We start from the raw sequence: 13,875 nt of genomic DNA on the forward strand, positions 1-13,875 counted from the left end.
AAAGTTTTTAATAAGAGTGATTTAATATCTGGTAATGGAACGAGGGGTAATTGGCGCACAATACCGTAATGGAGTCTCCCTTGGCTAACGTGTAACTGGCAAGATCCCCGTTGTGGTTACGGATATTGGTGAATACAAGGCTATTCCCCCAGTTGTAGTTGTAAATTAGGGTAAATATGCAGGCGAAGTCCGACGGCAGAGTCGAGTAACCGAACATGGTGGCCACGGACGATGCCGACGGCAGGGTCACGCTGTACTTCTGGTTGGCATAAACGAAAAAGATGTTGAACTGCGAGAAATCGATCGTGTAACCGCTGCCTGTGAAATAGACATTCTTGATCTTGTTGCCGATGCAGGCAGGGGCTATAACAGAGGCATTGGACCATATTCCGTAGTTACGGTTACCGTTTTTGACATCGATATAAAGCCCGTAGTTGTTATTAAAGATGCTGTTCACCTTGTTGTTCACAATACGTCCGGTGGCACATGATCCGCCGGCGGATGCCGGTATGGTGTTGCTGCCGAACAGGACATACGAAATGGTGTCCCCCACGCGGAACAGGTCGTCGTAGATGGCAAGGCCGCCGCCTGAGCCGGTTCCTGTCGCCGTCGAGCCGATGCGCCCCTGACCGATGACGAATCCCCCGATGGTGCCGGCATTGGCGTTGATGGTGCCCGTCATCGTGACATTTCCCGAGGCGTCCCATTTGATATTCTGGTTGGCCAGATAACCCGATCCGTCATTGGCAAAGGAGATTTTCCCGCACCCGAACGTGGCGGAACCGTCCGTGTTCAGCGCCCAATAGTTTACTCCGGTGGAAGGGTTGTCGTGGTAAATATATCCTGAAGCCCCCATAACGATGCGGTGCCCCGAGGCCGGAGCCGAAGCGGTCAGGGCGCTTGTTCCGAGAATCCAGCCGCCGATCTTGCCGCTCACGGCCGTGATACCGTTCCTGTCCAGCGTGACCTTTACGCTATTGTTCGCATCCTTGACGGAGATGCTGCCGTTATAGCTGCTCCCTCCGACAGTCAGGGCGGAATCCACGATAATCTGGTTGGCGCGTACGGTTCCCGTGTAAATGCCGTTGGCATCGATGGTGGTCGTGTATTTCTCCGTGGAGGTAAGGTCGAAGACCGTGGCATAGGCCACATACCAGATGACAGGCGTATCGGAAGTCCCCTGCGTGCCGTCCACGTAGAAGAAATGGGTGCTGGAAAAATCGGCGGTGCCGCACACGACCTTGTAGACGTATTCTTTCCAGTCGCCCGTGCCGGCGTTCGACGTAAGCCACCGGTGCGAACCTCCCGTGCCGACGCTGTTCGTCGCCCAACAGAGATTTCTGCCGGCGGGGATCTTGGCGATAATGCGGGCGACGAGCACCTTGCGGTAACCGCATTTCGCCCCGAAATAGAAGCCTCCGTTGCGAGGGCTGGCACTGCCGCTGGTCTGGATTTTCAGGACATACTTGCTGTCATTGGGTGCCGTGGCATCCTGCTGCCGGGTAACGGTCACCATACCGTTCTGGGAGTTGTTGTAAACCACGACACCGTTGTTTCCGTTCCAGAAAGTCGGGTCGCGGTAGAGCATCTTCCCGAACGCCATGGCCGAAGCGAGTTCCTGCGCCGTCGTGATGCCCGTAGTCCACTGGGCGGATACGGATGCGGCAAAGGTAACCGTGCCGGCGGCATTCCATGAGATATTACCCGAGGCTATGTGCCCAGACCCGTCGTTGTTCAGACTCCATTTCGTGGAGTTGGCGATAGATCCGTCGCTGCCCAGCGAGATGTTGTTTTTCCAGATATGGTTGTGGTCGAAGGCCCACCCCGCGATACGGTTGTATACCTCCTTGCTGCCGCTTTTGGTATAGTTCACCGAGAGGCAGAAGTATTCCAGATTGTCCCATGACATCATCTGAAGACCTATGAATCCGGTCTTGACACTGTTGCCGGATGCCGCCACCTGCCCGAGGACGATATGCCCTGCATTGCTGCTCTGATACCACGTAAGGCATATACCCAGCGGCTTGTAGGCTCCCGTGTACCAGTAACCGCTGCCCGTGGAGGCGGAACGGATTTGCAACGGGATGGCACCCACAGCTCCGACGTTCCCTATGGTCATGTTGTCACTGCCGATGGAGAAACCGCCGATCTTGCCCTTCGTGAACGTGCAGCTGAGACCGTTGATGTAATCGGTATTGATAATGGACGACTTGATACCCACGGCATCGAGTTTCGAGGCGCTGATGCTGCCCGCGGCGATACGGTCTGCCGAAAGTGTTCCCGTCTTGATACTGCCGGCATCGATCGCCACGGCGTTGACCTGCGCCGCGGTAAGGGTGCCCGTGTAAATCCCTGTCGAGCCGATATAGGTCAGCGGGTGCGCCGCAAGCGTGCTGTCCGTGCTTTGCGCCAGAGCAATGAACCGATGGCGGCGGATCTCCTCCTCGACGGCAGCCGTGAGGGTGCGCGGCGCGGGGGCATAGGCTTGTGTGGAACCGCTCTGGAAGATAAGGTCGTTGCCGTAAGCGATTTGCGGAGCTGCCGGAATCGGCGAAGGACTATAACTGCTGCTCTCTATCGGCTGGTCGGAGTAGAGGTGGTACACGGCACCCGTATCGCCGCCGCCACGCAGGAAGACGGCGAACATGCAGTAGTTGCCGCACAGCTGCGCCCCGGCGAACATCCGGCAGTAGGTCTCGGAAAGGTCATAGATATCCCATGAATAGGCAATGCCACCCCAACCGCCGAAGTTGGTTTTGATAAGTACGATCAGACCTCCTTTGTGCGTGGATGTGTTCCACGAGACCGGAGCCTGCTCGGCATATCCCCGACGGACGAGAATGGTACGTTTGATGTTCTGGTCGCCACCTTTGAAAACGACTGGATAATAGGTCGCTTCGTCGCCGTTGATGATGAGTTTCTTGTAATATCGATAGCCGAAGTTCGTAACCTTGGCCGCTTCGATGTCGTTCTTCCATTGCAGCGATACGGAAGCCCCGAACGTAACGTTCCCGGCAGTGTCCCATGCAATGTTGCCCGAGGCGATCTGCCCCGAACCGTCGTTGTTCAGTTTCCATTTCGTGGAGTTGATGATCGAGCCGTCGCTGCCCAGCGACACGTTGCCCTTGCGAATGGAAGTCGTGTCGATCGTCCAGCCGGCTATGCTGTTGCTCGAACCCAGCTGTGCCACGCAGTACCCTGCACTGTCCGTGGTATAGAGCCCGAAGTCCGTGTCGCTGTTGTAGTAGAGCTGCACCCGCTGCCCGCTAGCGACACCCGAATTGGCCCCGTACACCGCGATGCGTCTGTTGCCGCTGTCTATCGAGATATGCGTGGCAGTGAGGGCCGAAGCCCCGATCATCCAGCCGCCGATTTTTCCTTTGGTGAAGGTACAGCTCAGGCCGTTGATATAGTCCGTGTTGATGATGGAGGACCTGATGCTGGCGGCATCGAGCTTCGAGGCCGCTATACTGCCTGCCGCTATGCGGTCGGCGGAGATGGTTCCTGCGGTAATCTGCGAGGCGGTGATACTGCCGGTATAGATTCCGTCGGCCGTGATCTTCGTCAGCTTGGGATAGCCGCTGCCGCCCAAAGCCGTGGTGAGGGAGCCGATAGGTGCCGTCCACAAGGCACTGACCGTCGAGGCGAACGTGACGTTGCCCGAAGCGTCCCACGCGATGTTGCCGCCCGCGACCGCTCCGGCTCCCGAGGCATCCAGCCGCCATTTATAGCCCCGGATACCGTTCGAGCCGAGCGTAATGCTACCTGCGGCAGAGGTGCAGCTCCCCACAGTGTTGTTCTTCGTACCCCGGTAAAGGGAGTCGGCATCCACCGTCCAGCCGCCGATTTTCCCTTTTGTAACGTTCAAGGTCAGAGCTTCGATGTTTCCGGCGGTAATCAAGGAGGCTTTCAACGCCGCCGTGTCGATGCGTGCCGCAGCGATAATCCCCGATGTGATCTGGGAAGCACTGATGGAAATCGTCTTAATCGTATCGGCCGAGAGTGTTCCGGTAAAGACGCCGTCCTTGTCGATGTAGGTCGCACCGACCCAGTTCAGACTCACTCCGCTGCCGAACTCGACCTTGCCTGTCGTGGCGTTATACCTGACATACTGGTCGCCATAACCCAACTGGGCGTTACCGCCGTTATCTACATAGAAGGTTTTGTAGCCATCCCTAAATCCATAGATGCCGTTTACCGCCTCTGCGGCGATCGTTCCCGAGGAGGTCTTCGTATTGAGTGTAAACGAGCCTATGGCTATCCCGGAGACGGTGCCGTCGCTGTTTTTCGTGCCCGCAAAGAGTTTGGGGGTGATGACCGTGTTGCCGTTGATGAGCGTCTTACCCGTATTCCACTCCTTGACCCAGTCGAGCATGTCGGCATCGACCCCGTCCTTGCCCGGGATACCCGCCTTGGCTTTCGACCAGACGAACGACAGATGATAGACAATACCGGAAATTGTCACGGGAATATCTATTGTTCCGTGGTCGGCGAGGGTCGTCGTACCGGCGGTGATAACGTAGGTTAAGGTCTTCGTGCCGTTATTGACGGTAACGGATGAGAATCCCGCCGGCTTACCCACCGCACCGATGGTAAAGGCCGTGAGTTCCTCGTCCCCGCACATCACCCGTACGGTCGAGGTGAGAGTGACGGACGAGAGAATCTTCCCCGTGTCATCCGCGGGGAACACGTATTCACCCAAAGACTGGGTTATGGTATACCCGTCCTTCTGGACATAGATGGTCGCCTGTCCCCGGGCGATGAGAATCTTTGCCATGAAACCTTTTTCTGAAAGTATAGTGCGGAATGATTCCGGCAGGTTGCGGATTTTTTTTCGTGTAAATGATATTATTATAAAAAATATTTGTATTTTTGTAATTGGAAATGGTTCCGGGCGGTTCGCCGCCACGGATGAAAAGGGAATCCGGTGAGAATCCGGGACAGTACCCGCTGCTGTAAGTCCCCTCAAGGTTGCCGCAACCTGCCACTGGTGTAATGCTGGGAAGGCGCGACGACTGGGACGAGTCAGAAGACCTGCCATGACCGGAAAAGGATTTACACCCGCGGGAGAAAATCGGGTTGCGATCAGATACGGAATGCCGTAGGAGTCATTCTCATATTTGAAGACAAACATAATCCCGTTCGTGTAAACCTGCGCGAACGGGATTTTTTGTGTTTGTTAAAAATATGTTTTATTAAAAAACAAGTAAGCTATGAAAAGAAATTTACGCTTTCTGGCGGGAGCTTTCCTGTTGACGGCAACCGCCCTGTTCACCGGCTGTAATTCAGACGATGACTTTTTGATGAATCCTCAAACTGATTCAGTAACTCCCGAAACCCGAGCCAACTTTAATGATGATGGCACTACAACCATTACATTCGATGACTTCGATGAAACATTCATGGCGGTTTCGCCTAAAGCAGAGAACTACTACACGCTTTATGGATATACTGCAGAGAACCAAATCAGGGAAATATACGATCCCGATTTTGTGTTTGTCTCCGACATGAATACTGTAACCAATTCTTATGGAGCGTATACTGAATTTTCCAGTGGTGCCATTGCGTTGTCGAAATACAATTATCGTTCTGATTCTGCTGCCGGCAAGACTTCTGGAACTAATTGGTGGTATACTTGGGAGAATCAATGTAGTGTCTATAATACAGCATCCACAGATGGGGCCAATACAGGGGCAGGTCACAGCGGTTCCAATTTTGCTGTTGTATACGGCTACTCTGATTTCGGAAATACGGAGTGGATGGCCAAACCTGAATTCTATTTTGACTCCCCTCGCAAATTCAAGGGTTTATGGTATTGTAACACAGCATATACCTATGGTGTGATTATAAATGGTAATCAGTTCGGAACATCGGGTGTTGCAACACCGTTGAGTAATCTGAAAGATTCTGACGGCAACAATATAGGATATTTCCAAGTCAACATCGAATGTTATGACGTAGATGGAAATTTGATCACCACTGTATCGAAATTGTTGGCCGACTACCGATATGATAAACCAACAGTGTCCCCCGTAACTACATGGACATATTGGGATATTAATGTAGCGGATGTGCAAAGTGTAAAATTCAATTTTGAAGGATCTGATGTCGATCCTATATATGGACTCAATACTCCGGCGTATCTTTGTATAGACGACGTTACAATAGAATAACAATTTAATATAGTTTGGCATAGAACTGATTTCAGTTCATATGCCTTTTTTATTATGAAGGCTTTCATATTTAGTATTCTTGTACTTTTGTTTTTTATTACAAGCTGTAATAAGAACGATGTAATTACTGAAGAAATAAAACAAGCTCCTATAATTGAACTCGATAGTGAGACTGGCATTTACACTATCAAAGTTGGGCGTGAACTGACAATTGCCCCGACATATAAATATGCGAATAATGCACTTTATGCATGGACAGTAGATGGAAAACTTCTTTCATCTGAATCAATATTGAAGTATACATGGAATCAGGAACAACATCTATATATCAAATTGCGAGTTGATACACCAGAGGGTTATGCGGAAGAAGAGTTAAAAGTAGAAGTATTGGAGTTAACTCCACCTACAATTTCAATCATAATCCCCTCTAAAGGATTAAAAGTGCCTCAAAACACGGATTATATTTTATCTCCAGATATTCAACATGACGATCTTGAAAATTTTAGAATTGAATGGGTACGCGATGGAGAAATCGTCGGAACAGAAAAAGCATATACGTTTCACGAAAAAGAACTCGGTACATATTCGATAACAATCCGGGCATCCAATATAGACGGAGAAACAATCCGTGATTTCGACGTAGAAGTTGTGGAAACAATGCCTTATTCCGTACGGTTTCCGACACCATCCTATACACAAACTTCTACGGATCGTTATACTTTTGCAGGGCGTCCTGTATATTTGCGGCCTTTGCTGGAATATTTCGATTATCCACAGTATCAATGGCAGGTCAATGGAAAAATTATGGAAGCCGCTACCGACAGGGTTTTTAAATTCACGCCGACGACTCCTGGAGAATATTTCGTTGCTGTTACTGTTACAGAAAAAATGCCCAACACACAGCCACTTTCACGTAACATAACACGTAGTAATACTTCAATTACAACGACAGTTAAGGTTATTTGTGAAGAAAAAACGGAACAAGAACGCTATCGGCAAGCGACAGCGACAAGTTCAGGTATTTGGGATAAGGTTTATGAATTCATTCCTGCTCCCGGACAGTTTATTAATGAGTTATCCCAAAATACCGGATTTATAGGAAATGAAACGACGCCCCAACAAGCCATAGAGTATGCAACGAAACGATTGAACAAAAAAGCGCATGTTTCACTGGGATCTTTCGGTGGTTATATCATCATCGGTTTTGACCATAGTATTGCTCCGAGTGGCCGAGAATACGATTTTGCAATACAAGGAAATGCTTTTAACAGTTCGAGCGGTGGCTCAAATGAGCCGGGCATTGTTTGGGTAATGCAAGATATAAATGGCAATGGCCAGCCAGACGATGAATGGTATGAATTAAAAGGATCTGAAACCGGCATCGATGGTACAATACAAGACTACGAAGTAACTTACTATAGACCTGCACCCAGAGCACATACTCCGTGGGTAGATAGTGAAGGTAATTCAGGTTCTGTCGATATGAATGCATACCATGGCCAAGAATATTATTATCCCAATTGGATTAAAGAAGATAGCTATACATTATATGGGACGCGTCTGACTCCTCGCAACAATCAAGATCCCGTTACAGGATATTGGGCGAATAACGCTTATGAGTGGGGGTATGTGGATAATATGGGTTCAGATAATCTGGTAGGAGGAAATGTCATTGATGGTAGCGGTCAGCGCAACGGATTCAAAATAGCCAATGCAATATATCATGACGGGACTCCAGTAAAATTGCAATATATAGACTTTATCAAAGTTCAGTGTGGAGTATTATCGAAAAGTGGTTGGCTTGGAGAGATATCCACAGAAGTATTTTCATTTGAAGACTTATCAATAACTAATAATCAATAATATGAGACAGTTTTGGCTTTTACTATTCATTGCCCCATTTCTTTTTTTATCATGTTCAGAAGATAATCAGACTCCAGAAAGTCCTGCTGATGCCGATGACAATTTTATCACATCAGTCGTGATGACTGTGGCAAGTCAATCCTATACAGCGGAAATAATTGACAATATAATTACCATAACAGTTCCATATACTGTTTCGTTAAATAATGCTCAAGTCGAATTCAAATACACATCCTCGGCAACAATTATTCCCGATCCGGCAAGCATTACTGACTGGGATACGGAACGAACGTTTCGTGTAACCTCTTACAATGGAGAAGCGAATGATTATACATATAAAGTCATTAAAGACGAGATTCGCTATGAAGGGGATGTGGAATTGAAGACAACAGCGGATGTTACGGCTTTCATTGATACGGACGTAACGGTTATCAAAGGTGATTTGATTATCGGGTCGGATGCTGAGGATGCAGAAGAATTGTCGGATATCGCCGCATTAAAAATATTGAAGGAAGTCGAAGGAAACATCATCATTCGGAAAAGTTATGTTGGACAAGATCTTACGGGACTTGATAATATCACTTCAATTGGAGGTTTGCAAATAGGAACTGAAACTGCCTTTGCGACCAACAGTAAATTGCAGATGGTCAGTATGAGATCTTTGCAGCATATTACTGGCGACATCGTTGTCTGCAACAATCAAGTAGCATATGTGCAATTCGACAACCTTGAAACGATTGATGGAAATATAATATTCAGGACTTCATCTCTACAAAGTTTTGAATTCCCTAAATTAACCACTGTCGTAAAGGATTTTGATCTCCAGTGTCTGACAAGTGACGGAGAACCAGGAGGAGAAATCACATCTTTGAGAATTCCTGAATTGACAAAAGTAAACGGTCGCTTAGGGGTTAATAATTTAGGCAAAATGATTTCTTTGGAATTTCCGAAATTACAAGAAGTTGGAAGTGTGGATTTTGCTTCTATACCGATTCCGTTGGAGACCCTTTCATTGCCGGAATTATCGGTAGTAAACGGCGACCTTAATCTCGTTTCCAGTTATATTGCGTCCGATGCTTTTACATCTACGGGAAATAATAAATTACAAGAAATAGATGGACTGTCTAACTTGTCGATTGTTAAAGGCACATTGACAATATCTAAATTCCAAGTCTTGAAAAAATTGCCGGATTGGAGTAAATTAGAACAACTCGGAGGACTGACCTTGCTGCGTTTATTGGAGTGTTCTGATCGAATTTTAGATTTGAGCAAAGTAAATTTTGTACCTTTTGAGGATAACGAACCTTTAATTTCTATTACAGACGGGACTATATTCTCAAAAATTATCACAAAAGAGGATATGTCGCAAGTTAGCATGTTTCTAGCTCCGAGCGGTATTACCGGTTCAAGTGTTGGAATAGATCCAGAATTGAATTTTAAGAGTATTAAGAATTTTAAGTATTCTAGCAATATGACAACAGATCCTGTATTCCAATTTGAACGAGTTTACGGGAATATGGAAATTATAAGAGGTTCAAAAAAAGGCGTTTCAGCCCCTAACTTGGTAAGTGTAGATGGATATTTAAGCATCGAAACTACAATGGCAAACAATATCTCGTTCCCGAAATTGGAAATTGTCGGAGGTCAGTTATGTATTATCGGTAATCTGAACGCTGTTTCTAACTATGATTATGATTTTACGAATTTAAAGTCAGTCGGTTGTTCAAGCAATCCTCAATATATCAAAGAAGGGGTGATTAATAATATTTTATATGGTTCTTTAGATTTTATGGCATCAAATAAAGATTTTACATTTCCGTCATTGGAACATGTCGGGGGTGTTGGTATGACTGTTCGTGCCGTAAAAACTATTTCATGCCCCAAATTGCAGGCCATTGATGGAACACTTTGTGCTGCAAATGCAGCATCGCTTACGACTTTCAATATGCCAACTTTAACAAAACTCTCAGGAGTTCGATTTATCCGGTTGACACGGTTTGTTGATTATACGTTCTTCAAATCTTTTGTAGAAGAAGAGCAAATCAAGAAAGAAGACTGGCTTGTAACCAATTGCGGTTATAACCCCACCTACGAGGATATGCAAGCCGGTCGCTATACCCAGCAGTAACACCCATTATTTTACAAGGGAACAGGGTACTGGCCGAAAGACCGGTACTCTTTCCCGTTTATAACAAGCCAATGAAACATCTGATACGACATATCATTCTTCTATGCGGGTTGCCGCTGTTGCTGGCGGGCTGCATGGAGTGGGACTACGGAGATGCGGTGGAAGATTTCAACGCTACCGGAGCCGGGTTGTTCATCACCAACGAGGGCAACTTCCAGTACGGCAATGCCACGTTGTCGTACTACGACCCCGAAACCCAACAGGTGCAGAATGAAGTGTTCTTCCGTGCCAACGGCATGAAGCTGGGCGACGTGGCGCAATCGATGTGCATCCACGACAATAAGGGCTGGGTCGTGGTGAACAATTCCCACGTGATTTTCGCCATCGACCTCAATACGTTCAAAGAGGTGGGCCGTATCACGAACCTGACTTCGCCGCGCTATATCCATTTCCTCAGCGACGAGAAAGCCTATGTCACCCAATTGTGGGACAACCGCATCTTCATCATCAACCCCAAGAAATATGAAATCACCGGTTACATCCAGGTGCCGGACATGACGATGGAAAGCGGCTCCACGGAGCAGATGGTGCAGTATGGCAAATATGTCTATTGCAACTGCTGGTCGTACCAAAACCGCATCATCAAGATCGATACCGAAACGGATCAGGTGGTAGAAGAACTGAAAGTCGGCATCCAGCCCACCTCGCTGGTAATGGACAAGAACCACAAGATGTGGACGATCACCGACGGTGGGTACGAGGGTTCGCCCTACGGCTACGAAGCCCCGTCTCTCTACCGCATCGATGCCGAGACGTTCACCGTAGAGAAGCAGTTCAAGTTCAAGATGGGCGACTGGCCTTCGGAGGTGCAGCTCAACGGTACGGGCGACAAGCTCTACTGGATCAACAAGGACATATGGTCGATGGACGTGGATGCGGAACGTGTTCCCGTGCGCCCGTTCCTCGAATACAGCGGTACGATTTATTACGGCCTGACCGTCGACCCCGTGCGTGGCGATGTCTACGTGGCCGATGCCATCGACTACCAGCAGCAGGGCATTGTCTACCGCTACTCGTCCGAAGGTGAACTGATCGATGAATTCTATGTCGGGATAATCCCCGGCGCATTTTGTTGGAAGTGATGGGCAGGATACGACACCTATACCATCTCATCTTCGTTACCAAAGGACGCAAGATGACGATTCCGACAACGGGAAAAGGATTGATGCTCGAGCGGATGACACGGATTTTTACAGGGAAAGGTTGCCGCGTACATGCCGCCAATGCCTTTCTCAACCACGTGCATGTACTTGTCGAGATTCCGAATTCCGGGGATTTCAGCAAGATCGTGAACAAGGTGAAAGGCGCCACGGGAACGGTATACCAGAAAACCCCGGAATATGCCGACTTCTCCGGTTGGGCTGCCGGATTCGACTCGTTCAGCGTGTCGTTCAGCGACCTTCACCGGCTCAGACGGCACATCGAGGAGCAGCATACAATCCATCAGGAGATCTCGTTCGAGGAAGAATACGGACAACTGCTTGAAGAGAATGGGTTCGACCCGCATCAAACGTCCGTGCCGGCATCCTCCACGGTACATTTTTCCGCGAATACCCACCCTAAAAACGGAATCAAATGATTTATACGAAATACATACTTTTCTCGCTACTGCTCGTCTGTCCGTCCGTATTGTCCGCGCAGGGAATCACACGACGCATCCACCAGATAGACGAGGTCACGGTGTGGGGCAAACGCCCGATGAAAGAAATCGGCGTGCAGAAGACGAAGTTCGACTCGCTCGCACTGAAAGAGAACATTGCCTTATCGATGGCCGACATTCTGACGTTCAATTCGTCCGTGTTCGTCAAGAGTTACGGACGCGCCACGCTCTCCACCGTTGCTTTCCGCGGCACGTCGCCCAGCCACACGCAGGTGACGTGGAACGGCATGCGCATCAACAATCCCATGCTGGGTATGACCGACTTTTCCACCATACCGTCCTACTTCATAGATCAGGCCTCGCTGCTTCATGGCACGTCGTCGGTGAATGAAACGGGCGGCGGACTCGGCGGACTTGTCAAACTCGGTACTACGCCGCAGGTCGGCGAGGGCTTCCATGCCCAATACGTGCAGGGCATCGGGTCGTTCCGCACGTTCGACGAGTTCGCCCGCTTCACCTACGGCAGCGACCGATGGCAGGTCTCGACCCGCGCGGTCTATTCGTCGTCGCCCAACGATTACAAGTACACCAACCACGACAAGAAGATAAATATCTACGACGAGGAGAAGAACATCATCGGACAGTATCATCCCAAGGAACGCAACCGATCGGGTTCGTTCAAGGACCTGCACCTGTTGCAGGAGGTATATTACAACACCCTGAAAGGCGACCGTTTCGGGTTGAACGCATGGTATATCAACTCCAACCGGGAACTGCCGATGCTCACGACCGATTACGGCGATGAGACCGCCTTCGAGAACCGCCAGCGGGAGCAGACGTTTCGTGGTGTCCTGTCATGGGACCATATCAAAGAGAAATGGAAAGTCGGCGTGAAAGGCGGTTATATCCATACGTGGATGGCCTACGACTACCGTCGTGAGGTGGCGCCGGACAACTGGGCCTCCATGACCCGTTCGCGGAGCAAGATAAACACGTTCTACGGACAGGCGGAAGCGGAATACTCGCCCGGCAGGAAATGGTTCTTCACCTCGAACGTATCCGTGTACCAGCATCTCGTGCGCAGCGAAGACAAGAACATCATCCTTCAGGATGGCAACAAAGCCGTCGTCGGATATGACAAGGGGCGTGTCGAGCTCTCCGGTTCTGTATCGGCCAAATGGCAGCCTGTCGAGCCGTTGGGCTTGTCGCTGGTCTTGCGCGAGGAGATGTCGGGCGACAAATGGGCTCCGCTCATCCCGGCATTCTTCATCGACGGACTGATTTCGCGCAAAGGGAACGTGATGGTGAAAGCCTCCGTATCGCGCAACTATCGTTTTCCGACTTTGAACGACCTCTACTTTCTGCCGGGCGGCAACCCCGACCTTAAAAACGAACACGGCTTCAGCTATGACGCCGGAGTGAGTTTCGATGTCGGCAAAAAGGGGGTATATAAACTGGGCGGCAGCGCAAGCTGGTTCGACTCCTACATCGACGACTGGATCATCTGGCTGCCGACGACCAAGGGGTTCTTCTCGCCGCGCAACGTGAAGAAAGTCCATGCCTACGGTGTCGAAGTGAAGGCCAACCTTGCCGTGCAGCCGGCAAAGGACTGGCTGATAGACCTGAACGGTTCCTATTCGTGGACCCCCTCCATCAACGAGGGCGAAAAGATGTCGCCCGCCGACCAGTCGGTGGGAAAACAACTGCCTTACGTGCCGGAGCACTCCGCCTCGCTGACAGGACGGCTGTCATGGCGGACGTGGGCGTTCCTCTACAAGTGGGCTTACTACTCGGAACGTTTCACCATGTCGAGCAACGATTACACGCTGACAGGCCACCTGCCCCGGTATTTCATGAGCAATATCTCACTGGAGAAAATGCTGTCGTTCAAACCGCTGGATGTACAGTTGAAACTTGCCGTCAATAACCTGTTCAACGAGGACTATCTCTCGGTGCTGTCGCGTCCTATGCCCGGCATCAACTTCGAGTTCTTCATCGGCATCACCCCGAAATTCGGGAAAAGCAGAAAATAATGTAAACGTAAATAAGGT

7 protein-coding genes and 1 riboswitch are annotated in these 13,875 nt (G+C 49.5%); of the genes, 6 read left to right on the forward strand and 1 reads right to left on the reverse strand.

Annotation, left to right across the window (positions count from 1 at the left end; genetic code table 11):
* Window positions 1–7: 7 nt before the first annotated feature.
* Window positions 8–4,777 (reverse strand): hypothetical protein, encoded by a 4,770-nt coding sequence (locus HMPREF9448_RS00930; RefSeq protein WP_004293579.1) that lies wholly within the window; start codon window positions 4,775–4,777, stop codon window positions 8–10.
* A 91-nt stretch (window positions 4,778–4,868) separates the two neighbouring features.
* A riboswitch (cobalamin riboswitch) is annotated at window positions 4,869–5,056 on the forward strand.
* A gap of 157 nt (window positions 5,057–5,213) precedes the next feature.
* On the opposite strand from HMPREF9448_RS00930, the gene HMPREF9448_RS00935 reads away from it, so the two are divergent.
* From HMPREF9448_RS00935 to HMPREF9448_RS00960, 6 genes are all read left to right on the forward strand, one after another.
* Window positions 5,214–6,173 carry a DUF4465 domain-containing protein gene (locus tag HMPREF9448_RS00935; RefSeq protein ID WP_004293580.1) on the forward strand — a complete coding sequence of 320 codons (960 nt, stop codon included), beginning with the start codon at window positions 5,214–5,216 and terminating at the stop codon, window positions 6,171–6,173.
* 54 nt (window positions 6,174–6,227) lie between these two features.
* Window positions 6,228–8,036: a PKD-like domain-containing protein gene (locus HMPREF9448_RS00940; protein WP_004293581.1), complete on the forward strand. Its 1,809-nt coding sequence runs from the start codon at window positions 6,228–6,230 to the stop codon at window positions 8,034–8,036.
* Window position 8,037: 1 nt separating this feature from the next.
* Window positions 8,038–10,164, forward strand: a complete 2,127-nt coding sequence (locus HMPREF9448_RS00945) for a receptor L domain-containing protein (RefSeq protein WP_004303979.1) — start codon at window positions 8,038–8,040, stop codon at window positions 10,162–10,164.
* A 71-nt stretch (window positions 10,165–10,235) separates the two neighbouring features.
* Window positions 10,236–11,306 carry a glutaminyl-peptide cyclotransferase gene (locus HMPREF9448_RS00950; protein ID WP_004293583.1) on the forward strand — a complete coding sequence of 357 codons (1,071 nt, stop codon included), beginning with the start codon at window positions 10,236–10,238 and terminating at the stop codon, window positions 11,304–11,306.
* Complete coding sequence (locus HMPREF9448_RS00955) at window positions 11,306–11,803, forward strand: transposase (RefSeq protein ID WP_004303978.1); 498 nt, start codon at window positions 11,306–11,308, stop codon at window positions 11,801–11,803. Before HMPREF9448_RS00950 ends, HMPREF9448_RS00955 begins: the two co-directional genes overlap by 1 nt.
* Window positions 11,800–13,857, forward strand: a complete 2,058-nt coding sequence (locus tag HMPREF9448_RS00960; RefSeq protein ID WP_004293585.1) for a TonB-dependent receptor — start codon at window positions 11,800–11,802, stop codon at window positions 13,855–13,857. The genes HMPREF9448_RS00955 and HMPREF9448_RS00960 overlap by 4 nt, the downstream gene beginning before the upstream one ends.
* Window positions 13,858–13,875: the final 18 nt, after the last annotated feature.

The organism is Barnesiella intestinihominis YIT 11860, assembly GCF_000296465.1.
Lineage (GTDB): Bacteria > Bacteroidota > Bacteroidia > Bacteroidales > Barnesiellaceae > Barnesiella > Barnesiella intestinihominis.